Below are 24,162 nucleotides of genomic sequence, written 5' to 3' on the forward strand. Positions count from 1 at the left end.
GATCACCAATGAAATAACATCTAGACGTTTATTGATATAGCAGCCGCAGGGTCAGGTAGGACAGGGGGCGGGGGCACAGCCCCCGCCCCCTGTCCTAATGAACCCTTCAATTAGCTATAGTCGCGCAGCAACGCTGCGCTGCCAAAAACGAACCTTCCAAACAGGTATCTTAGTATCCCCCACCACCACTGCGATCGTCATAACTGCCGCCCCCGCTCTGACTACCAGGGTTGCTCTCATGACTATGGCTCTGACTACTATAACTATGGCTTTGGTTATTGCCAGGGCTAAAATGATTGCTAGCGGCTTGGTACTGTCGAATTCTTTCACCCTTCTGTTCGGCTTGACGTTCAGCAATATCAGCTAGATGAATCGCCTGGCGCGCTTGATGCTCTGCCTGGGCATAACGGCGATCGCGAAGTTCAGATTTAGCGTTGTTTAATATCCTATTGGCGTCAGACAGGTCAGCGTGGACACCAGAGGTGCAAATACGCTCGGCTGATCGAATTGCTTGATGCGCCCGATCAATTGCCGATCGTGCTGCTGTCGCGGCTGCTTTATCTGCCTGGGCAGTCGTCTGGAGTTGTCCAATTGCCGTTTCCATGGCTTCACTGTGCGCAAGGATATCCTGCCAATTTGATTTGGGTTGAGCGATCGCTGCTTGTATGGCGTGTAATTTAGATTCCAGTTGAGAGAATTGCTGCTGGGTATCGGGGAGAGTGTCTGGATTGTGGATCTCTTGATAAGTCGATTGGGTTTTGGATTCCAGAGATTTCACCCCGGCTTGAGCCGCTTGATAGTTGGTATAGTGCTGATCAATGGCTTGATCAATGGTCTGCAACGTTGTCCATATCTCATCAGCTTGGGTCGCCGTCATCACCCAATTGGCGATCGCTGGCGTTATCAAATCAATTTGCTGTTGAAGACGTATTTTTAGCTGTTGATATTGCGTATCTGTTGTCGTTGCGGTTGTAAATGTATAGGTCTGAAGTTTATCTGCCAGTGACGCGATCATCGTTTGACACTGGGCGGTGAGCTGACGGCTATGGTGGCGAAGCCGTTGGAGTTTATTCAGACGAGTATGGATCGTTTGTAACTGTTGACTGTGGTTTTGGAGTTGTCCTTCCAGAGGTTCTAAAATTGTGCGAGTGTTCAGGTAGTGCTGGCGATCGTAAGTTTGGCGAAGGCTGCGCACTGTATCTGCGATGGTTTTGGCATCTGCCTGCGCCCACTGCAACTTTTCTGGTTCACCTGAAAAATTAATTGGCAGATAGTCTGTTTGTAGCTGCTTGACCGTAGCGATCGCGCGGACAATTTCTGTATTTAACCCAACTAAGGTTTGTCGGACAATGGGGACTTGCTGTTCGATATAGTGCTTTGCGGTGAGTACCGTATCGATCAGCTGAGTTGCCTGTTCAATCAATGCGATCGCGGCATCATGATGGTCTTGTGCTGTCTGCAACTGGGCTTGAGCCAAGGCAACTAAACCAGATTTTTGGTGGCTGCTGGCATCTGCCAGTAACCGATCAGGATTGCCGCCCGGTTCGCTCAGGGTCAATGTTACGGATACGTTTGTGGGTGGTGCAGCTTCATCATCAGCCAGGGGATATTGGTAGGGCAACGCTTGAGACCTGAGCGATTGCACGCGCAGAACTACCGTTTGAATTCGCCCCACCACTGCCGTCAACTCTTCTTTAAGTCTGAGTGCCCACGCCATGTCAGTTTTTAAGGTCTGACTTGTTTCGATCAGTACCTGAGACTGGGCATAAGCCGTCAGAGGATCGCAAACCACAACGGCTTGAAATGCCTGGTGTTGCTGTTGAATCGTTTGCAACCGAGGGATATAGGGCTGAAGTGGTAACTTTCGTCTGTCTAGAGTCGAGCGTAAGTGTTTGATCTCGTCGTACAGGGTTTTCAGGGTTTGTTGATTGGCATCAATGCCGTTTACAGCCTGGACAATTGTTTGCAATGCCTGATGGGTGCGAGCAAACAGATCTGCCATAACTGAGAGCAGTTGCTCCGGTTGATAGGTTGTTTGGGTAACTAAGCCACTAAAGAGCTGGGCAACGTCCGAGGGCAATTCCTGTCCCGTAATCACTACAGGTTCAGTAGTCAGCAGTGCGATCGCCCGCAGGAATGGATTTGTCAATGGAAAAGTCGCATTTGCGACGGCTGACCGAGCCTGTTGTAACCGCTGATTAGCAGCTTCTAATCGCACTGTAAAGTCCGTAAAGTCAGTGACAGCAGCTTCATACTGAGTTCGAGTAACGCCCTGAAATTTGCTCGACTAGTCGCTTTGAATTTTGAGAAATTCAAAATAATCGTTATACAGCTTGAGATACAACTCGTTGGCGTGGTTGAGTCGTTCCTGCCATTGCTGAATTAAGCTGAGGGCTGCCCGACGACGGCGACGGAAGTTCCAGGTTATCCAACTGATACTGCCCAGGGCACCCAATCCCATCAATCCGGGAGGCGCATAGGTCAATACTTTATCGCGAAGTTCCTTGGGTTGCTGTTGCGGTGAAACGGCTCGTCGCGTAGGTACAGGAGTCGGTGGTGTCGTTGGCGTGGGTACAGGAACTGGTGGTGCGGCTTGTTGTGTGGGTACAGGAACTGATTGTACCGTTGGCGTGGGTAAAGGAGCCGGTGGTGCGGCTTGCGGTTGCCGTTGTTGATATTGACTGATTTCCTGATTGACGTTGTTTACAATTGCGGCGATCGCCCCTTCTGGATCGGTTGGCATATGTTGCCGCAACGCCGAAATTACAGGCCCGTTTGGATCTGAAAAACGCTGTCCGGTTAACCCCCACGTTTGCAGTCGATTACCCCCATTCGCCGCCACCCAACCTTTGTTGACATCGTCAGTGCGACGCACCCAAACGATCACCAAATAATTGTCTTTAGGGAAATTAGGATGACTTTGCCAACGGGCAATTAAATCATCCAGTTTTATCACTGCCCAGTTGGTATCTGGTGCAAGAGTCTCTGTTCCTTGCTGTGCCGCGACCACATAAATTTTCAATTGGTGAACAGTTTCAGCCTGTTGGAGTTGCTGGTTCAGCGTTTGAAACTGCACTGGATAAGTCGGATTGCTGCTTAGCCGGGTATCTATATAGATGCGCTGGTTAAGATTAAACGTGGTTGGCAGCCAGGTTGCTTGAGCCTGTGCAGGATAAACCCACACCACCAGACTGGAAATACAGACCAGTAAAACTAAAGACAGCTTCACCCAAACTAACCAAACGTTTGATGCACCTGAACGTTTTGCTCTAACACATTCCATAGGGCAGATGGCATTTAGCAATATTGAGGGCTACAAATGAATTAACCTGTAATTCTTGCGGAAAGCCTGACAGCGCAGCCGTCGGGCTATCGACAAGATGCGGGCTTGATTAAATGCACGATCCTTAGACGTACTGATGTGCGGGCGAAACCCACGGCACAACAAAACTCGTTAGGACTACTACTTCTAATACAAAGCGTTTTAAATAATTTGCGGCAAGGGTTTACACAGAGCTGCCAGGTTTCGGATCTACAGGATGGGGATAGGAGTGGCACACCGATCTGTGCCGTTCTCTTGAACAATCGCTAGGCTGAAAATGAAGCAAGACTGAAATCCTGGCAACCATCTTCGTCTTGGCATAGATCTACAGGTATTTGTCATGAACCTCTCGCGTCCCAAATCCATGCCCATTTTGCTAACAGCCACGCTGTTACTCATGGCAGGATGCAGTACCTCTTTACCCAACTCTACAGAAGAAACAGGGTCGCCTACAGCGACTATATCCAGTGCACCTGACGCAACGGCGACCTCACCTACCTTAACGTCCGGCACAACAACATCGCCCAATCCCGATGAACCTTCCGATATGGTAGTGATTCCGGGGGAGCGGTTTGGTCCTGTTACGCCCAACATGACGCGCCAAGATCTAGCCAAGTTGTTTGGTGAAGAGCGTCTAAAGGATGAAGATATGCCGGTGGGCGAAGGGTTTTCTGAACCAGGAACGCGAATTAATCTAGGCGTAGACAAATCGTTCAGTGTCGTCTGGACAGATACAACTCGTACTAAACTGACGGCAATTCGAGATATTGGGTCTGCCTGGAAAACCCCTGAAGGCATTGGTACCGGAACCTCTTTGGCAACGCTGCAAGAGAAGATTGGAGACTTTCGGTTATATGGGTTTGGCTGGGATTATGGTGGCACAGTTCAGCTAGATACTACATCACTCAAGCAATACGACGGTTTATTAGTATTGCGGATGCAACCAGAACCCGGAGCGGCTGAACAATATGCTGAAGATTACGCAGCGGTGATCGGAGAAACGTTGTATTTATCAGATGATCCTCATTTGCAGGCTTTGAAGCCTACTGTGAATGAGATGATCGTTTATTTGACGCCCCCAAGCGAATAAGGAAAGCGTCATCTCATGGCTGGATTGAGCGGTGTCAGAATTAGATTTTATGAATCCACAATCCTACGTGTAAATACGTGCAATCCAGAGAAAAATTTAACTTAGAGGCATTATTCACACAATCTTTACAGTAATTTTGCGTATATTCCTGGATTGGTTATGATGTTTTACGCATAAATTTATCTGGGAGATGCCTTTGCATGTCAGACAATACACTTGGCGGTGCTCGTAGCCTTGGCAAATTGACGGGGACCAAAAAGCGATCGGGTTTTGTTGGGCAATCCGACAAAATCGACATTTTCAAATTCACGTTGACAGGTCGCAGGAGTTGTTCGTTTAACCTCAAAAATCTCACTGCTAATGCCAATCTTGAACTGCTCAATAGCAAAGGTCGTATCCTGAAAGCCTCGCGCAAAGGGGGCACCAAATCGGAAATTATTAAGCGGATACTGGATGAAGGAACTTACTATGTCCGTATCCGTAGAATCAGCGGCAATACCAAGTATCAGTTGACGGCTTCTGCGGTGTTACCACCCGATGATACGACCCCCAATGCCACCGATATCGGGGTGCTATCGAGTTATACGAAAAAAGATTCGATTGGAGACACCGATGAGGTCGATTACTACAAATTCACGCTGAATCAGATCAGCAACTTCAGCGGCAGCATTGTGGGGTCTTCCTCAACCGCTTACATCTACCTTTACTACGATGCCAACAACAATGGTTTGATCGAGAGCAGCGAATATTTTGAAAGTGGCTATGGGTCGTCGTCCTCTTCTAGCTCTCCGGTTTCACTGGTTTTGCCCAAAGGTACATATTTTGTAGAAGTGAAGCCGAGCTATTCTGGAGCAACTAATTACACATTGAGTTTGACGGCGACTGCCAACGCTGGTACCTTGACAACTGATCCGGGAGAAGCAACAACTGCCTATAACATTGGCGCACTGTCTAGCTTTAATGCCAAAGATTATGTGGGCGATCTGGACGAGGTGGATTACTTCAAGTTTTCGCTCAACCAGATCAGCAACTTTGACGCCAGCATCACAGGCTCACCCTCGTCTGCTTACATGACCCTCTACTACGATGCCAATGGCAACGGCTTGGTGGACAGCGGAGAAGACGTTGAAAGTGGCTCAGGTTCGCCCAGCTCTAGCGATCCTATATCGCGGATATTGCCGAAGGGGAATTACTTTCTGGCTGTCTATACTTACTCTGATGCGGTCAAATACAATTTAAATCTCAGCACCACTGCCAATGCAGGCACTCTACCGACCGATCCGGGCTCGGCAACCAGTCCTTACACCATTCCGTCAACCTCTAATTTTGTTGCCAAAGACTATGTGGGCGAGCTGGATAAGGTTGATTATTACAAATTCACGCTGAATCAAATCAGCGATGTCAGTGCCAGCATGGTGGCGTCAGATTCCACGACCTATATGTACTTCTACTACGATGCCAACAACAATGGGTTGGTGGAAAGTGGAGAATATTTTGATTATGGGTCTGGCTCTCCAACCTCCAGCGCCCCCGTTTCTCAGACGATGCCGAAAGGAACCTATTTTGTTGAAGTCACCACCAGTGGAGACTCTAACAAGTACACGTTCTCGCTCAACGCCATTGCGAATGCGGGGACTCTAGCAACCGATCCAGGATCAGCAACCAGTCCTTACAACATTGGTGCATTGCCGACGACTTTCTCGGCGCAAGAATATGTCGGCGACCTGGATGAAGTTGATTATTACAAGTTCAGTCTGGCTGCAGGTGCTAACTTTAGTGCCAGTATTATTGGTGCCTCTGGTACAGCGTATGCGACACTGTACTACGATTCCAATAACAATGGATTGATTGATAGTGGCGAAAGTGTTGACACTGGGTCAGGTTCTCCAACTTCCAGCAGTCCGATTTCAGAGACTTTGGTAGCCGGGAACTATTTCATCTACGTCTATACCTATCAAGACGGTAATAAATATACCTTGAACTTGCAGCGGAGTTAGTAGGCAATGTTGCTGGCGTAAACTGCTAGCGTAAACAGAATGTAACTGAGCTGATCGTTTTGGAGCGGCTCACGGAGTGAGCCGTTCCAAAAAAATCAGCCTATTCAGGACTAGTTTGATGACCTATATTTTCCAACACCCGATCGCTGTCTGGATGCTGGTTTTAGAGCATTTGCAAATGACGCTCTCGACGTTAGCGATCGCCGTTTTGCTGGCGGTGCCCTTAGCGTTATTGATCACGCGATTTCCGTGGCTCAGTGTCCCTGTGCTGAGTACGTTAGGCATTCTCTACACCATACCCAGTCTGGCATTAATTATTTTGCTGGTGCCGATTTTGGGTTTAAATGCCTGGTCGGTCATCATAGCCATGGTGCTATATACCCAGGTGATTTTGGTGCGGAGTTTGGTGGTGGGGTTGCAGTCGATTAAACCTGCCATTTTAGAAGCTGCCAAAGGCATGGGGATGAATGGGTGGCAACGCTGGTGGCAGATTCAGGTGCCTTTGATCGTGCCAATTTTCTTAGCAGGGTTGCGATTGTCAGCGATCGTGGCGATCGCGATCGCCACGATCGGGGCAAAGTTTGGCGCAGGGGGTTTAGGCACACTCTTGTTTGATGGCATTGCTCAGACCGGACGATATGACAAGATCTGGGCAGGGGCGATCGCTGTTTCGGTTCTGGCACTGGCAATGAATGGGGCATTGCTGGCATTGGAATGGAGACTTAATCCTGATAAACAGACTCAGATGAGAGCGGTGCAGAAATCGGCTCATTGGCTGCGGTTGAGTTAGGGGCAGTCAGGGTAAGCGGCAGAAAAATTTGAAAGCTAGTTTGTCCGGTCATGCTGTCGAGGGCGATCGTCCCGGCTAACCGTTTGACCAACTTTTTCACCAATGCCAGCCCCAGACCAGTGCCACCATGCCGCCAGGGGTCGTTATTGGGAATGCGATAAAACTTTTCAAAAATGCGATCGCGTTCATTTTCTGGAATCTCTACCCCTGTATTGGTCACGCAAATTTGTAACATCGGTGACGGCGGACAGACAGGCGCAGCCATCTGAGAATCGTTGGCATAGAGATAGAAAGGAAACTCGTGCTGATGACACCAGGGAGGCATCCGGGTGCGCTCTAGATCGGATGGGGCTGAGTTTGGGGCTGTAGATGTGATGGCAGAAGGATTGGAACGGTGGGAGGAGAGGTGAGCGGAGAGGATAATTTTTTCGCCTGCGGGGGTGTATTTGCAGGCATTGTGAAGCAATTCCGTTAAGATGCGATCCAGGTCGGATAGATCGGTCGTGAGCATCGGTAGGGCATCGGCAATATTGATCTGGAGATGTTGATTTTGGCTCCGCGTTCGTTCCATAAAAATTTCAGCGATATGAGAAATCCACATCTTCGGCTCAATCGTAGACAACAAGATGGGTTCTGTGTCGGCATCTAACCGTGCCAGATCAAGTAAGTCATTGATCAATCGGGTTTCTCGCTGGCATTCGTCTTGCAGAATTTGAAAGTAGCGATTGATGGGGCTATCGTCGGTGCTGATCACCCCGGCCTGGGTCAACAAAATTTCCAAAATATCGGTTGCCAGTTTGATGTTAGACATCGGCGATCGCAGCTCATGGGAAACCGTATTCAGAAAATCATCTTTGAGTTTATTCAGCCGCTCCAATTCTTCTACTTGTGTTTGCGCCGCCTGGTAGAGCCGTGCTTGTCGAATGGCGATCGCACATTGGTTTGCCACCTGGCGCAACAACCGAATTTCTAAACTGTCAAATCCACTGACCCCTGCTTTATAGAGCCACAGATCGCCAATCACCCCCTGATCATCGATCAACGGCTGCACTAAGACCGTGAATTGGCTGGCAATTTTGCGGACATCGCTGGTCAGGGGATAGATCCAACAAAAGTGCAAACTTTCACCTCGCAATAGCTGTCGATAGAGGTCGGGATAGTCGCAAAATTGCACAGTGCCGCCTTCAACGGGGGGAAAATCATCTCGCACATATTCATGGATGATGTTGGAAATTCCCTGCTCCAGGTCATACAGTCCGGTATCACAACTGTACGTATCCAACCCTGTAGACAATTCATGTACAACGGTGGTTAAAATTTGCTGTTCGTCCAGCGAATCCCGCACTTTATCGGTAATGCGTTTGAGTAAGGCTTCAAATTCGAGGGTTTTCTGAAGTTGGGCTGTGCGCTCGTGTACCTGAGACTCCAGGGTGGCATTGAGCAATTGCACCTGTTGATATAACCCTGACTGTTGTAAGGCGATCGCCAACTGGTTGGCTAATTGCTGGAGTAGAGAGGTTTCCCACTCTTGCCACGGTCGAGGTGCCGAGCAATGATGGGCAATCAACAAGCCCCAGAGAAAATCGCCTTGCAAAATCGGGACTACCAAATTGGCTCGCACCTGAAACTGCATCAGCAAAGCCGCATGGCATTTTTGAATGTGGCTCTGGTGAATGTCTTCGATGGCACTGATGCGACCTTGCAGATAGGGAAGATGCCACTGACTTTTGAAACAGGGGTCATTGATCGTGACATGCAACAGTTCAAATTCTGCGGCACTGACCGATTCGGCAATAACCTCGCCACTCCAGTCGGGGTTAAATCGATAGATCACCACCCGATCGACCTGAAGCAGTTGGCGAACCTGGTTGACGGTTGTCTCTAAAATTTCGTCTAAATTGAGCGATTGCCGAATCCGTTGAGAAATGGTCATGACTAACCGTTCTCGCTCGGTTTGTTGCTTGAGCGCTGCTTCAACTTGCTTGCGATCGCTAATATCTTCAGCGGTTCCGGCAATTCGGTAAATTTGACCCTGTGGGTTATAAATCAGAAATGTTCGGGCAGATACCCATCGCACTACTCCATCGGGGCGAATAATGCGATATTCGCAATCAAATTCTTGACCGAGGGCTTGCTGGCGCAAACCCTCGACAACCTGGTTATAGTCATCAGGATGCACCCCATCCAGCCAGGAGGTTGGATGGTCGTACAGGCTTGCACAGGTTCGGCCCCAAACCTTCTCGTAAGCAGGGCTAACGTAAATGAGATAGCCATAATCGGGTGGGTAGATGAAAAAGACTTCTCGGCTGTTTTCGGTCAGTTGGCGAAACTTCTCTTCACTCGCATGAATCGCCGCTTGCACCGTTTGTGATGCTTGCCTCACCTGCTCAGGTTGGAGCGTCGCAGACGCATAGATCAGCCCGTCGTCTCCTACGTTTAGCAACCAGGTCAATGTGCGATCGCCGCTGCTAGAGTGTATCCGATTTTCGAGGGTGCCCGTAGCTCCCTGACCTTGAGCGATTAATGATTGCAACGCATGTTGGCTGATTTGCCAATCCTCTTCATGCACCCAGGGCAACCAATTTTGCCCTCGCAGTAGATTGACATCCCAGCCCATTACCGTTTCCCATGTCGGACTCAGCAGCCGGAAGATGCCATCGGGTTGTAAGACACACAATAACTCTGGGGGCAGTTGGAAAAACGCCTGAAGCTGATTTTGGACGTGCTGATGTTGGTCAAATAGATTTTCCAGGAACTGAAGATTTTTCACAGCAACCTTCGAGATCGATATATCTGATGGGTTTGTATGGAAGTATCCTAAATGGTCTGTATCAAAGATGAGGATTACAGCTGAATGAACCTGTAAGTCTTTTCGAGAGAGTGACGGCTCCGCTGTGACTCTCTCAAAAAGAATTCGGTTGTATTCAATCCACGATCCTTAGGAGTTGAAGGGATCAATGTTGACCGATTTGGGGGTTCTCTGCGCGCAAGAAGATGACAATTTGCCCCAAACTCAGTAGTATTTGCTGATTGGATTGGCATGGAACGCGATCGCCATACCATCGCGCCAAGATAGCAAAATAACGGTTGAGGTAGCCCTGATTAATGAAATTTCTGAATGGTTAGAACTTAATACTTAGCCGGTTTGTACTGAAAGACGGGAAAGGGTAACACTCTACTTCTTTATTCTTTAATGTTAAAGAAAATTCAGATCGTATTTCAACAGAACTTATAACCCCACCTGGCTCTGACCTCCGCCTTCTTAAAACACAGCATTGCCACGTTCTCAAAAATAAACCTTCGCCCTGACTAAAATCACGATCCTTTAGGTAGATGCCGTTTGTGTAAGAATTTGCTGCCTACGGCAACATAGGACTTGGTTGATGTACCTTCAAATGTAGTACTCCTCAATCCAGTATGGCTAAATTGATGACGATCATTGGTCAGGCTTTGGCTTAAGATTTCGTAAGATTGTCTATCAGAAGCGATCGCAGGGCTGATGAGGATGGGGTGCAGAGATTCCCCGCATCTTAAGGGTTGCTAGTACAGCAAAACGAAAGTTTTGTAAGGGGTGAAGGGGTTCCACCCCTTCTTGAGGGCTTCGCCCCCAACCCCCATGTTGCAAAATTTGGTGTTTGCAACACTAGAACAGAATGAACACGAAGCGCTGAGAGGGATTGCCATGAAAATTGTTTGGCAGCAAAGTGCCTATATCGGAAATGCGCCTGTTTTTTGCACCATTTGCGATCGCCGTTCATTCCCCATCCGGGGGAGCCAAAACCAACTGCTGTTGGCAGTTCTCTGTGATGAACACGATGTCGTCTGGGGAGAGGTTTGTCAAGCGTGCATTGCCACCGGGACAGAGGGGATACAGGCAACCTTAAATGAGCGGGTTGAGCGGATGCGGCACAAAATTGCAGACTTAGAGAGGCTGGCTCAAGCGCCGATCGAGCTGCCGACGTTAGAATCTGAATTCTCTTTACATCGAGTGCAGTCGCCCTGACGCGATCGCGGTTCAGTGATGCGGTTTAGACACCCTGGCAACCTTAGATTCCGCTTTAGCCCAACCTGAAACGGTAGGTTGATAAAACGGTTTTAAGGCGATTCAGCCAATATTCTACCTGGTCAGTTTGAGCGATCGCCCAGATATTGACGAATAAACAGGTCGTGCCCAACCCCAGCAATATATAAGTCGGTAGCATGACTACCCCGATCATCAGCCAGGTGCCCACATGGGCGATCATCAGTCCTGCGTAAAAGCTAGAGACCCAAACCATCAGTTGCACTTGAGAAGCCGGACGATGCACCCCGACCATGATTAAGGTTTGTAACGTTGCCATCAGGTTCGCGGGGACTAAAACGGCACAAATGGCGACGCAATGAGACCGAGAAAACTCAAATATAGGGGTTAAATCAGGCATTTCTTAAATAACATCAACGGTAGGGAGCAAGGCGCGTGGAGAGCGAAGCCAAAGAGTCGGGCAGGTCTGGGTCAGCAATTGGATCAACCTGAAATCCCTGGCTCTATATTTATCCTACCCTCCAGGACCGCATTGCTGCGTCTACCCCAGGTATTCCTGACTTCAGCGCTGGGTCGGCAGGTGAAATTTGTGGGGTGACCAATTTCTCGCTGGTTTCGACTCCGCTCAACCAGCCCGCGCCCTGAGCGGAGTCGAAGGACAACTGACGGAGGTAAAATCCCCGCTCAACCAGCCCGCGCCTTGAGCGGAGTCGAAGGACAACTGACGGAGGTAAAATCCCCGCTCAACCAGCCTGTGCCCTGAGCGGAGTCGAAGGGCAACCAAACGAGGTTCTATTCCCTACTTACCGCCATAGTAAAACGCGATCTCTTTTTCCTTTAAAGGCGCAAAGCCAGCCGCTGTTAGCTTTTGGTCAAGGTCTGCCTGAGGAATATGTTTTGCCCCAATGCGGACAATCCGCGATCGCATGGTATTCGACACGCCACTGCGCTGCCGACCTGCTTCTAACGCCATCACGCTGTGATACAGGTCAAGTTTTTCTTGTGGGATAGGAGTGTTGTCAAAATCAATCCCCTGGGCGATCGCAACATCTATCGCATCTGCACCCAACGTGCTCTGTGAACCAGAATTCTGATCAGTCGCCATATTTAGCCAACAGCCATAGCTATAAATACTTACCTCAGTATTTTATAGTGCTTTGGAACGGTTATGGAGAGGGCGCGATTGGGGGCAAGGAGTTGGAGTTTACCTGTAAGGGACTCGCAATAAACGGAAATCCCTTACTGATCCCCTGACAAAGTCCTAAAGAAAATCTTTGGGCTACCCCCCTCAGCGAAAAAGTTATCTAACCTGGTAAGTGCATATCCGTAAGTGCATATCCCCAAATCAACGGCAATCGCGTTACCCAGCAGTTAAGCAAGAGCAGGCATAGTTTTATGGCACAGAGCTTTGGTCTCATCGGTCTGGCAGTTATGGGTGAAAACCTGGCACTCAATGTTGAGCGCAATGGTTTCCCTATCGCTGTTTATAACCGCACCGCTTCAGTTACAGAAAAATTCATCCAAACCCGCGCCCAAGGCAAAAATGTTAAACCTGCGTATTCGCTAGAAGAATTTGTCCAGTCGCTAGACCGTCCCCGCAAAATCATGATTATGGTCAAAGCGGGCGCACCCGTCGATGCAGTCATCGATCAACTCCGACCGTTACTTGATCCGGATGACATGATCATTGATGGCGGCAACTCGCTCTACACCGACACCGAACGCCGAGTGCAAGATTTAGAATCGACCGGGCTACGGTTTATGGGCATGGGTGTCAGTGGGGGCGAAGAAGGTGCCCTGAATGGTCCCAGCTTGATGCCGGGGGGAACCGAAGCAGGCTACAAGGAAATCGAACCCATTGTCACCAAAATTGCAGCACAGGTCGATGATGGCCCCTGTGTCACCTACATCGGTCCCGGTGGCTCTGGGCACTACGTCAAAATGGTTCACAATGGCATTGAGTATGGCGACATGCAGCTAATTGCGGAAGCCTATGATCTGCTCAAGAATGCGTTGGGACTCGACCACAACCAGCTCCACGCCGTGTTTTCTGAGTGGAATACAACCGATGAACTCGACTCTTTTTTGATTGATATCACTGCTAACATCTTCACCAAGATGGACAGTGAAACCAATCTGCCCCTGGTGGATGTAATTTTGGATGCAGCGGGGCAAAAAGGTACCGGCCGCTGGACGGTAGAAACGGCGTTAGATCTGGGTGTGAGCATCCCCACGATTATTGCGGCAGTCAATGCCCGAATCATGTCGTCGATCAAAGAAGAACGGGTTGCCGCTTCTCATGTGTTGACGGGCCCCTCGGGCAAATATGATGGCGATGCCGCTACGTTCATTAACATGGTGCGAGATGCGCTGTACTGTTCTAAGATTTGCTCCTATGCGCAAGGTATGGCGTTGATTGGCAAAGCCTCTAAGGAATTATTTAACTCCGGGGTCGATTTGGGCGAATGCGCTCGCATCTGGAAAGGCGGTTGCATCATCCGGGCACGGTTCTTAGGCAAAATCAAACAAGCCTTTGATGAAAATCCAGCCCTACCTAACTTGTTGCTGGCTCCCGAATTCAAACAAACCATCCTCGATCGCCAGGGTGCCTGGCGGGAAGTGCTGTGTACGGCTGCTAAATTGGGTATTCCTGTACCTGCTTTCAGTGCGTCGTTGGACTACTTTGATAGCTACCGTCGCGATCGCCTACCGCAAAATCTCACCCAGGCACAACGCGATTACTTTGGTGCCCACACCTACGAGCGGGTAGACAAGCCCAGAGGCGAATTTGCCCATGCCGAGTGGTTCTAGTCTAAACTGCAAATCAGCAACGATAGTCCCTGACAGTTATTAGAAAAAACGCGCCGAAGGCGCGTTTTTTCTAATAACTAGATCATTGATTGGTTCAGGCATTTATTTACAGGAATTGATCCACAATTAAAGCTGCCGCTGTCGCGAATGCCGTGATCCCAATGGCAATTAATGGATGTTGCCCTTGACTAATAGCAAAGGACGTCACTACACCGGCTCCGAGTGCCGCAATCACAGCTGCACTGACCCAATCTTTCTTGGATTTGTCGTTATACATATGCTGTAGCTTGATGATATCTGGGTATCTAAATTGATAACCCTCAAGCTACCATTCCCTGTTCTTAGCATTGGATCGGAATGACTATCTTGTAACTAAGGTTTAGGATTACTCAATTTTCTTAACATCCCATGATCATCTATAGCGGTACGCATTAGGGTTAGGACGGGGTGCAGGGGTGGAACCCCTGCGTGGGGGCACCGCCCCCACCCCACCTTGATGTCCTAACTAGATTGCGTAGAACCATATAGCGGTGTGCAAGTTTGTTAAGTACCGTAATCCAGTACTGATACCGATTTAATGTGAAGCTGCGTCTTATTCAACCCCCCGACTGTCGTCGTCCCCCTTGGCAAGAGGAACCACAGGGGGTTCTAGTTTGGCGCAACTTCATAAAAGATTGGTATAAAAATTTGCCTGTGAAACCTTTGGTTTCACAGGCAAATGTATAACTAAAATTAACAATGGTGGGCTGTAAGCAACCTTATTGCATCGATATCACGGTAGACGAGATGCCCATGCAATAAGGAAGCGAATTAGGGCAAAGCGCCTTACTTACAGTTCTTGGAGTCCTTCGATGCCATCGTCCGTGCCGGTGGTGTCATCGTCAACGCTGGTGCCATCATCAACGGTGGTGTCATCGTCAACAGTGGTGCCATCATCAACGGTGGTGTCATCGTCTACTGTAGTACCGTCATCAACGGTGGTGTCATCGTCAACGCTGGTGTCATCATCAACGGTGGTGTCATCGTCTACTGTAGTACCGTCATCAACGGTGGTGTCATCGTCGATAGTAGTGTCATCGTCGATGGTGGTGTCATCATCAATGGTGGTGTCATCGTCGATGGTAGTGTCATCGTCAACGGTGGTGTCATCATCAATGGTGGTGTCGTCATCAATGGTGGTGTCATCGTCATCGGTACCATCATCGATCAAGCTATCGTCATCGGTGCTGGTATCGTCGTCGGTGCTGCCATCATCTAATCCGATATCATCGCCAAAATCAAGATCGTCTAATTCGTCCTCCGAAATTTCTCTCAGCCCTACTAGACCAGGGAAAATTCGGCAAGCTGGACCAACCTGGCTGTAAGCCACTACCACTTGCTGACCCCGACCCCGACCTCTGCCGTGACCCTGCGTGACGACATAGTAGCGCTCGCCATCATCATCCAGGACGTTGACAAATGTCTGTCCTCGATAGGACTCTTCTCTCAACACCCTGTAGCGATAGCCAACCAGATAGCCGTATTGGAATAACGCCGTGTTGGAAGACCCAACCAGCGTAAACAGATCAGTGTTGACAGAGCTAACAGAGTTAAAGCTAAACAACGAGATCGCATTAAAGGTGTTGGAACGGTTGGAACGTCCGCCGCCATTGCCGTTGCCGTTGTTTCCACCCCGAACATTGCCATCATCGTCAAGCTCAATTCTGACGGGTCTACCGACCGTCACTGGCACATTCGCAATCACAATCGGACGACCAATCACCAAGGTGCTGCCGCACAGTGTGCAACTAAAGTTGACTGCCGAGCTGGTGTTAATGATGGTGAACTGAGTGCTGGAGAAGTTGAAGCTGTCGAAGTCATCAAACGTGACATCATCAGACAGACCAACCGTGGCGTAAAAAGAGGTATTTCCCTCGGTGCGACCGTCTAAACGAGCATCGTCTTGGCGGAAGTCGAATTTGGTATCTGAACCAAACAGGCTGCTAAAGCCATAGGTTCCGGCGTTGTAGAAGGAGAATAGCCCAGTGGCTTCGCCTTCAATTTTGTATTCATCTAAAGGTGCAAGGCTATCGATGAGGTTTTCCTGATCGACTTCTTCAAAGGGTCCATTGATGGTGACATCAACCGCACCAATTTCGCCTTCGATCTTGAATTCTTGCTCACCGCTGGTGCCAACGCTTTGAATCTTGAACTTTTCATTAGCAGTTCCAACAAAGCGGATGGTATTGTCGCTGACATCAAAGTCGCTGCCAATCCCTGCTACCACATCTTCTCCACGGAAGTCGTAGCGAATCCGGCGGACGAACGAGGTAAACGGTAGAGGAACCGCAGGACCACTATCGCGGAAGCCGTAGTCAGAGGGCAGTGCGATCACACCGTCGTCTAGTGCAGCGGAGAAGCTGCCCAGTTGGAGTTGCCCACCGTCACCGACAAACCCACTGGAATCAAGGGTTAAGGTTTCGCTGTCTACACCCGGTAAAAACACCAGAGAGGCGGTTCCTGGCACTTCGGGGCGGAGGAGGGTGCCTTCTACCGTGCCGAGATTATTGGTGAAGCTATTGAGGGTGAAGTTGAGCAGGGTTGGTCTACCCGAAAAGGCTACTGGTGAACCTGATGACGTAAAGGCAATGCCTGCGAGAGAACCTTGCAATGTTCCTGTATCACCTGTGTTGGGGGTGCCACTGTTATCGGCATCCGAGAAACTGGCAGCACTGGGGGTGAAAACAGAGGTTGTGGTGACTCCATTGGGTGTTTCCACTCTGAGGGTGTTGATGCCCACGTCGAACAGCCTCACATTGCCTTGGGGGGTCAAGGTGGGGACGAAGAAAGCTGCCTGTCCGGTTGTGTTACCGCCTGTTACCTGTAGCTGAGCGCGAGCGCTGGGGGCGATCGCCAGACTTCCAGCCAATAAACCCAAACCAATTACAAATCTTGTTGTTCGACTAACCATAGGAGGGTTCCTCTAAGGGTGAATGAAGAACGAAATGGATGAAGTTGATGAATACGGAAAAGATGGGGTGACTCACGTTTTGAGCTTGACAAAGCAGAAAGTTTCAAAATCACCCTGAGCATCCCTGGCGATCGCCGAAAGCAATGATATGGAAATCCACAGTTATCTTTCAGTGTCCTGATGGTTCAACCGCTTTCTGGCAATTAGGGATTCGGAAGATTGCCTTCCAGCAAAGATAAAATCCCTGCATTTCCTTCCTGCCAGTGGTTGATGGGGAGGGGATTGTTTGCTTCGTGCGATCGGTTGGGCTGTACTGAGCATCAGTGAATCGTAAGTTACACGTTTGACCGAGGTCAGCACTGGCTCTAATCAATGCATTTGAACTGTAGAAGTCGGGAGATTTGTAAAAGTTCCTACTCTTTTCAAGAAAAAAGTGAACTTCATAATCACATTACTGAGTAGCAAAAGGATTCCCTAAAACTTCTTAAAAACTGACACCGAAAGATGCGATCGCCAGATAAGGATTCAAACGGGGCAGATATGACCCTTGGCAACTTCAGCCTTTTACGGATAGAGGGGGTATGGGGGTAAAAACTCCCACGAAGGGGGCAGCGCCCCCTTCACCCCCTCTTGCAATTCGGCGATCGCGGAGCGATCGCTCTCTCAAAAAGGATTGGGTTTTTTAAATCCCCTATCCTGCAATCCATCCACGATTCTTGAGATCGTGGAGTTGATAAAACCGAGGGTTTATTTTTGGAGGCGCGGCGACGCCGCGCCTCCAAAGATAAACGTGTGGGTTTTATTGAATTTGTGATCCTTAGAAAGTAAAGGTGGTTCGGATTGAACCAATGACGATGGTGTCATTGTCGGAATTGTGACCGGGATTAAAGATGGCGATGACACCGGGCGTAATGTACAGGTTATCCATGATTTGCAGGCGATAGAACCCTTCCAAATGCAAGGCTGTGGAGGGTTGTCCACCATCTCCTGTGAGACTGCCCTCGTTGACCAGCGATGGAATATTGCGTCCATCCGGCAGATCGCTATTGACAATGCGGGTCGGCTGCCCAAAATATAGCCCTGCCAGGTTGCCTTCACCGAACAGGTCGGGGAAGTTGAGATACGTCATCCAGTTGATGGTTTCTACGGAACCCGACTCGCCCAACAGATCAGATGTGGTATAGCCAAACCAGCCACCCAGCGTTAAACCAGAGGTGACGCGCCATTCTAAACTGGAGCCAAAAGCATGGGTCTGCATCGGTGCTCTAGACGTGGAGCCGTCGATCACTGCCAACTGGTCATCGCCAACTCCAGCCCCCAGTGCGCCAAAGGGAGAGTAAGAGTTGACATATTGAAAGGCAATGTCCACGCTATTGGTCGGAGAAACCACGAGTTGCCCGCCGATCGCCGTCGAACCGTTTTCTCCACCAAAGATGCCCCCATCAATTGGGTTTCCGGGCAGACTCACTGAGTAAACCCCTTGGAAGCTCAGACGCGAAGCAATTTGCCAGTCAATCCCCACGCCGCCATTGCCACCGCCAATGCTAATAATGGGGTTGCGCTGAGCAAACCGAGATAGTGGACCAAAGCCTGCACTTTCGACGCGATTGGCACCCCGGAAGACGTTCACAGGGCTAACCCCAACGGCACCGATAATCACCGCCAGGTCATCTGTAACCAATTGTCGGAATGTCAGGTCGCTGATCTGAAAATCATTTTCGGTGTCACCTTCGTAACCCAGCCCGACAAAGTTAGTCAGCGCTGGTCTACCCGTTGCCGTGCTTCCCGATCCGGCTTGTAAGCCGGTGAGCAGGATGCTGCGAGGACCGAATTGTGTGATTAAGTTGAGCTGAACGTTGGTAATGACGTTTGCACTGGCGTCGTCTTCAAATTCGTCACGGAAAAACTCAAACGTGTTGTCGTTGCGATCTTGAAGCCCAACCACCACCTGACCAAACAACTTGGTCGTCGTGGAAAATTGATTGGCTTCGACCTCAGACACCCGTGCTTCCAGGGCATCTACCCGACCCCGCAGAGTTGCCAGTTCAGCGGCAAACTCTTCTTGCAGTCGTTGTAGGGTATCTAAATCTGCCTGAGTTACGGTATCAGTCACCGTGGTTGTGATCAGCTCGTTGATTCGATCCATGCAGGCATTTAAGCCAGCCGCAAATTCATAACGGGTGAGAGAGCGATCGCCTCTAAAGGTGCCATCGGGATAACCCGCAATGCAGCCATAGCGTTCGACCAATGACTGAAGGGCTTGAAATGCCCAGTCTGTGGGTTGTACGTCAGAAAGTTGTGAAACCGATGTCAACTGCGCCATGCTGGGGTGTGCCGCTGTTGGGGCGCGACGACTCAACTGTCCCTCTGTTTGTAACGCTTCTAAAACGTTGGCAGTAGACCGAGGCGAAGTTGTATCGGCAAATTGCACCTCAGCCGGATCGGCTGTCATTGGCTCAGAACCCAAAAAAGAAGCATCAGCAACACTGCCAATGCTTGTTTCAGACTCTACTGCGGATGGGTTAGGAGAATCGGGCAAGGCAACCGGATCAACCTCTGCGGAGGAAACCACTGGGTCATCCTGAGGAATTGGCAGGTTGCCCTCAGCGGGTTGGATGAGGTCAGTGTCAAGCACGTCAGCACTGGATAACAGTTCGCTGGTGGTGAACTCGACGGGCGTTTCGGTGACTTCGCTGGCTAAAGATGCAGCCGAAACCGTCTCAGCCCGTGCAGGCAAGCCACTACCGGCTAACCAACCCACAGCAGCCAGCAAGGATAGAGAAAAAGCTGTCTTTCCAGACAACAGCATAGATTTCATGATTCTTTACACTCCTCAAAATATCGCGATCGCCTGACCTGTTAACCCGAAGTCAGACGAACGCGATGCTTACAGATGACGATGCCAAATTTGGTATAGAGACAGACGCACACCAAGCGTTGTTCCACCAAAATATACAGAGATGCCATCCGATGTCCGTAAGATTTCGAATTTGTAACAGTAGTTACGGCTTCGACGGCACATCGCTCCCTTACTTTAAAGAGAATCTAACTCAGGAACCGGAGTTTTGCTACAAACAAAATCCGTACGAGACCTGCTGTCTACAAAATTCTGGTTTTGGTGTGGCGCGGCTTCGCCGCGCCACACCAAAACCAGAATTGATTGGATTGCGAGTCCCTTATTTCTCAGTTCCGACTCAAATGAGATGCGTGGCGCGACTGAACCGTGTTACCCCTCCCTATTCTATGCCCGCTGATGAGGGCTGACTGATTGCCTGTTTTAAAAAGAAACCCAGTAGATATAACGATCCGCATAGTATTGTCGTGGCGGGAGGCTCTGTCTCTGTCGCGTGTTGAAAGGCTTGCCGTAAGCCTGCAAAGACGTCGGCGCAAGGGTGACACTGGGCGAGAGTGGGGCAAATTTCAGCTGCCAGTTGGGTGAGGGCTGCGGGATCGGCAGTCAGATGATCGGGGACAGGAACGACAAACAAGCGATCGCCGGGACGCAGCAATGCTTGAAACACCTCTGCATGATCTTTGTTTTCTAACATGCCCATGACCCAGTTAACGGGGCGAGTGATGCGATCGCTTTGATCTACATAACCGCGCAACATCGCTGCCCCTGCTGAGTTGTGTGCCCCATCGATTAATAGCTCATGACCTTCCCACGTCATCCACTGCATTCGACCCAGCCAATGGGTTTTTGCCATGCCCGCTACTATTGCTTCTGAGCTGATCTGCCAGCCGTTTGCCTGGAGAATCTGAATTGTGGCGATCGCCAATGCCGAGTTAATCCGTTGGTGAGCGCCGAGCAATGGCAATGGGTACTTGAAGTTTGAAGGAGTGGAGAGGTGAAGGGGTGAAGGGCGGATGGGATTGTTCTTTTCAGGTTCCGGCTCTACTACTCTCTGCCGCGCTTCATCCTCTCCTGCCTGATACTCCGCCCAACCATTGCCCAAATCAAGGGCAGGTTTGACGTAGATCACGGGACAGCCCAACTCGTTGATGCGTTGCTGAATTACAGGTTCGGCTTCCGGGGGCAAAGGAGCAATGACAGCAGGACAGCCTGGTTTGAGAATGCCAGCTTTCTCGCGGCTGATGTCTGCCAGGGTGGGACCCAGGCGTTGCCAATGTTCGCGGCTAAGGGAGGTAATCACACTGACCAACGGGCGATCGCAGACATTGGTAGCATCCAAGCGTCCGCCCAAGCCGACTTCGATCACGGCAATATCAACCTGTTGCTGAGCAAAATATAACCAGGCAACGGCAGTAATCACTTCAAACTGGGTCGGAGAAGGCTGATCGGGGCGAATGGCAGCAATCACGGTTTGTAACAGGGCGAGTAATTCACCCGGAGCGATCGCCTGTTCATTCAGATGAATTCGTTCACTCCAATCCATCAAATGCGGCGAGGTATAACGTCCGACGCGATACCCTGCCTGGGTCAAAATCGAGGATAAGTAAGCACAGACCGAACCCTTGCCATTACTTCCGGCAACATGCAAGATCGGCACCTGGCGATGGGGATTGCCTAAATTGTCTAGCAATCGTTCAATGCGTTCTAAGCCTAGCTCGACCCCAAAATGGGTAAAGCGATTGAGAATCGTTTCAATCTCTATCTGGGCAATGTGATCGGGTTGATGCTTCACGATGCGATCGCAACTTAACGACAATAGTGATTTGTCAGATGGGTGGCGCTGTTGATGTGGGCGATGAATTGGGTGTGAGAGCCGCGCGGCGCGCGGCTCTCACACCCAATTCATCGCTGGATTAAACGATGGGAAATAAGGGTCTATTTTAGGGATACATCAGTGGATATAAAACTAAACCAATAGTAGCCCCGATCAGCACAGTCAGCGGCTCTGGTAGCTTTTTGCCAAATTTCCACAACGCAGCCAGGGTGATAAGCGCGATCAACAGTGTGGGGATATCGTGGAGAGATTGTCGTCCCAGCACCACAACAGCTCCTGCGATCGCTCCGGTTGCTGCAACCGTTACACCCTTGACAAACGCAGAGATCCCAGGATTTTTACCATGCTTCTTAAAATAAGGTGCCGGGATGATGGTCAGCAGATAGCAGGGAATAAACATGGCGATCGCCGCAACACAAGCCCCAGAAAATCCTGCTACCAGGAACCCAATAAATCCGGTCGTAATCACAACCGGCCCTGGCGTAATCATGGCGACTGCCACTGCATCAAGAAACTGTTGAGCATCTAGCCATTGAAAGTCCTTCACTACCCCGCCATACAAAAAAGGGATGATGGCTAAACCACTTCCAAATACGAATGAACCTGCGGTCGCGAAGAACAGAAAAATCTGTCCGAGTAACCCAACCGTGACAGTCGGAACGGTTGCGAGTAGGGGAATCAGGGATAAGCCAATGAAACCATTGAGTCTATTGAATTTCAACCATTTTTTAGGTGGAAACCTGATCAACCAGACCAGCACCCCTGCTGCTAAAATCAGCTCTACCCTTTCTGACTCCGTGACAATCGTTGCGGCTGCATTAACCAGATAAATAGCCCACAACAACCAGTCTGTGCCAACGGTTTTGCGGGTTAGCTTGTAAGCACTCAAAGCAATAATGCCGATCACTGCTGCGCCTACTCCGTAAAACACAGCCTGCATCCAACTCAGACCGCCATAGAGGGTGTATGCCCATCCCAGAGCAACTACCATCACGAATGATGGCAAGACAAAGGCGATGCCGACTAACGCCGATCCTAGAACGCCGTAGTGAATGTAGCCCAAGTAAAACGCCAATTGAGCTGCCAGGGGCCCAGGAGCCACCTGAGCTAACGTTAATCCTTCCTGGTAGCTCGTTTCAGAGATCCACTGGCGCTCTTCGACCAGATCGCGATGCATATAGCCAATCAATGCGATCGGTCCACCAAACCCTAACGTTCCTAGTTTTAGAAAATACTGCGTTAGTTGGTTTAGAGAATAGGAGGGTTGATCCGTGTCGAGAGGCGTAGGGTTCATCGTTCCCGTGTTTTAGGTAGAAGATTTTTTGTGGATGCTGGTAAAGTTGGTGGCGTGAGTAGCGGTTTACAAAGAAGCGGCATATAGCCCCTCAAATAACGCAATGCCATGGGTTTCCAGTTCGGTGTTAGCAAAACCAGCCAGTAACCAACCTCGTAATAACGTGTCAACACCCGCAATTTGCGGATGCTGATAGCTGCCATCGCGCAGATCGATTTCGTGGACAATTTCGCTAATGGTCTGCAATCCGGTATCGTCTAACCCAAACGATTGCACCATGACCTCGAAAGTACACCAGTTCCCTTGATGTTGAAATTCACCTTGATCCATATCAAAAGCCACTTCATTGTCATGAACAGTTCTGGCATAACGGATTGTGGCGCTGGGATTAATAAATCGTCGAATGAACCAAATGCATGCTAAGCGATCGACATGAGGTTGAGGTCTCGTAACCCACTGGGCATGACGATAGTCTTCGATGTTTTTAGGGGTAACTGAGACGACAGGAATGCTGGGAAGAAGCACTTTCGTCAGGCGCTTGAGTCGAACTGCTATTTTTTCTTGTTCAGGACAATCAAAAAAATCGATCTGCTGAATGTCAGCATGTTGTTTATATAGCTTCTCTAGGGCTTCACGGATTGGGGCAGCATTACCTATCCCATCAAGGGATGTTAAAGCATTCTCTAATTCCACTACCTTCGTCTCCAGTGCAGCATAGTCTTCTTGACGAACCTCACGAAACTTTTTGACGATGCTTTGATCACTCATGCCTTCAAACCCATCGACTCGCATAATCAGTGCCTCTCCGTTGGCTTGCCGCACCTCTTGCGCCAACCACTGAAACGCTTCAAGACAGTGGTCTTGATCCGGCAAAATTTGCACACTACTCATGGCGATCGCTCCAATTCGCCGTAACCGCCGCCACAAGGTAACTCGGGGACTGGAAGACAATTTAGATGGCAATGAATAGGCAAAAACTATCCAACCCAAAGCAGTACCTCTAATCCAATGCTAGAGTAACAAGTGTAACTAGGAAATGCAATGTTTGTTGCATTGCGTGTTGGCAAGCACCCCATAGCACTTCGCGACTGGATAGATGACGATTTTTGCGTGAGTACCAGGCTCCGCGCGGCACTCACGCCACAGTTCATAGCTCATATCAGCCACGCCGAGAACCTTGTACCCTTAGGATCCTCATA

16 protein-coding genes are annotated in these 24,162 nt (G+C 49.7%); 5 read left to right on the forward strand and 11 right to left on the reverse strand.

What is annotated here, in order from left to right:
• Positions 1 to 169: 169 nt before the first annotated feature.
• Together ACR6Z4_RS12640 and ACR6Z4_RS12645 are read right to left on the reverse strand one after the other, a co-directional pair.
• Complete coding sequence (locus ACR6Z4_RS12640) at positions 170 to 2,149, reverse strand: hypothetical protein (protein ID WP_479717624.1); 1,980 nt, start codon at positions 2,147 to 2,149, stop codon at positions 170 to 172.
• A 138-nt stretch (positions 2,150 to 2,287) separates the two neighbouring features.
• Positions 2,288 to 3,229: a hypothetical protein gene (locus ACR6Z4_RS12645; RefSeq protein ID WP_479717625.1), complete on the reverse strand. Its 942-nt coding sequence runs from the start codon at positions 3,227 to 3,229 to the stop codon at positions 2,288 to 2,290.
• Between the two features lie 433 nt (positions 3,230 to 3,662).
• Between ACR6Z4_RS12645 and ACR6Z4_RS12650 the strand changes: the two genes are divergently transcribed.
• The 3 genes from ACR6Z4_RS12650 to ACR6Z4_RS12660 all read left to right on the forward strand — a co-directional run bounded on the left by ACR6Z4_RS12650 (position 3,663) and on the right by ACR6Z4_RS12660 (position 7,199).
• Positions 3,663 to 4,412 carry a hypothetical protein gene (locus ACR6Z4_RS12650; RefSeq protein WP_479717626.1) on the forward strand — a complete coding sequence of 250 codons (750 nt, stop codon included), beginning with the start codon at positions 3,663 to 3,665 and terminating at the stop codon, positions 4,410 to 4,412.
• A gap of 200 nt (positions 4,413 to 4,612) precedes the next feature.
• The gene (locus ACR6Z4_RS12655) at positions 4,613 to 6,409 is read left to right on the forward strand and encodes a pre-peptidase C-terminal domain-containing protein (RefSeq protein ID WP_479717627.1); all 1,797 of its coding nucleotides are present in this window, start codon (positions 4,613 to 4,615) and stop codon (positions 6,407 to 6,409) included.
• A gap of 118 nt (positions 6,410 to 6,527) precedes the next feature.
• Complete coding sequence (locus ACR6Z4_RS12660; RefSeq protein WP_479717628.1) at positions 6,528 to 7,199, forward strand: ABC transporter permease; 672 nt, start codon at positions 6,528 to 6,530, stop codon at positions 7,197 to 7,199.
• Here the strand turns inward: ACR6Z4_RS12660 and ACR6Z4_RS12665 are convergent.
• Positions 7,132 to 9,969 carry a sensor histidine kinase gene (locus tag ACR6Z4_RS12665; protein WP_479717629.1) on the reverse strand — a complete coding sequence of 946 codons (2,838 nt, stop codon included), beginning with the start codon at positions 9,967 to 9,969 and terminating at the stop codon, positions 7,132 to 7,134. The genes ACR6Z4_RS12660 and ACR6Z4_RS12665 overlap by 68 nt on opposite strands.
• 846 nt (positions 9,970 to 10,815) lie before the next feature.
• Between ACR6Z4_RS12665 and ACR6Z4_RS12670 the strand changes: the two genes are divergently transcribed.
• Positions 10,816 to 11,202, forward strand: coding sequence for a hypothetical protein (locus ACR6Z4_RS12670; RefSeq protein ID WP_479717630.1), 387 nt, complete (start codon positions 10,816 to 10,818; stop codon positions 11,200 to 11,202).
• A gap of 55 nt (positions 11,203 to 11,257) precedes the next feature.
• On the opposite strand, the gene ACR6Z4_RS12675 is transcribed toward ACR6Z4_RS12670, so the two are convergent.
• Together ACR6Z4_RS12675 and ACR6Z4_RS12680 are read right to left on the reverse strand one after the other, a co-directional pair.
• Positions 11,258 to 11,620: a hypothetical protein gene (locus ACR6Z4_RS12675; RefSeq protein ID WP_479717631.1), complete on the reverse strand. Its 363-nt coding sequence runs from the start codon at positions 11,618 to 11,620 to the stop codon at positions 11,258 to 11,260.
• Between the two features lie 399 nt (positions 11,621 to 12,019).
• A complete protein-coding gene (locus ACR6Z4_RS12680; RefSeq protein ID WP_479717632.1) occupies positions 12,020 to 12,325 on the reverse strand; it encodes a small RNA NsiR4-regulated ssr1528 family protein in 306 nt (101 codons plus the stop codon).
• A 290-nt stretch (positions 12,326 to 12,615) separates the two neighbouring features.
• Between ACR6Z4_RS12680 and gnd the strand changes: the two genes are divergently transcribed.
• Positions 12,616 to 14,031, forward strand: a complete 1,416-nt coding sequence (gene gnd, locus ACR6Z4_RS12685) for a decarboxylating NADP(+)-dependent phosphogluconate dehydrogenase (protein ID WP_479717633.1) — start codon at positions 12,616 to 12,618, stop codon at positions 14,029 to 14,031.
• Between the two features lie 106 nt (positions 14,032 to 14,137).
• Here the strand turns inward: gnd and ACR6Z4_RS12690 are convergent, their stop codons facing one another.
• The 6 genes from ACR6Z4_RS12690 to ACR6Z4_RS12715 all read right to left on the reverse strand — a co-directional run bounded on the left by ACR6Z4_RS12690 (position 14,138) and on the right by ACR6Z4_RS12715 (position 23,953).
• Complete coding sequence (locus ACR6Z4_RS12690) at positions 14,138 to 14,308, reverse strand: hypothetical protein (RefSeq protein ID WP_479717634.1); 171 nt, start codon at positions 14,306 to 14,308, stop codon at positions 14,138 to 14,140.
• A gap of 552 nt (positions 14,309 to 14,860) precedes the next feature.
• Positions 14,861 to 16,981, reverse strand: coding sequence for a hypothetical protein (locus ACR6Z4_RS12695; protein WP_479717635.1), 2,121 nt, complete (start codon positions 16,979 to 16,981; stop codon positions 14,861 to 14,863).
• 817 nt (positions 16,982 to 17,798) lie between these two features.
• A complete protein-coding gene (locus tag ACR6Z4_RS12700; protein WP_479717636.1) occupies positions 17,799 to 19,799 on the reverse strand; it encodes an iron uptake porin in 2,001 nt (666 codons plus the stop codon).
• 418 nt (positions 19,800 to 20,217) lie between these two features.
• Positions 20,218 to 21,597: a bifunctional folylpolyglutamate synthase/dihydrofolate synthase gene (locus tag ACR6Z4_RS12705; protein WP_479717650.1), complete on the reverse strand. Its 1,380-nt coding sequence runs from the start codon at positions 21,595 to 21,597 to the stop codon at positions 20,218 to 20,220.
• Between the two features lie 178 nt (positions 21,598 to 21,775).
• Positions 21,776 to 22,963, reverse strand: coding sequence for a chromate transporter (locus ACR6Z4_RS12710; RefSeq protein WP_479717637.1), 1,188 nt, complete (start codon positions 22,961 to 22,963; stop codon positions 21,776 to 21,778).
• A 66-nt stretch (positions 22,964 to 23,029) separates the two neighbouring features.
• Positions 23,030 to 23,953 (reverse strand): chromate resistance protein ChrB domain-containing protein, encoded by a 924-nt coding sequence (locus ACR6Z4_RS12715; protein WP_479717638.1) that lies wholly within the window; start codon positions 23,951 to 23,953, stop codon positions 23,030 to 23,032.
• Between the last annotated feature and the right edge of the window lie 209 nt (positions 23,954 to 24,162).

The sequence above is a fragment of the Calyptranema fuscum S582 genome, assembly GCF_055793305.1.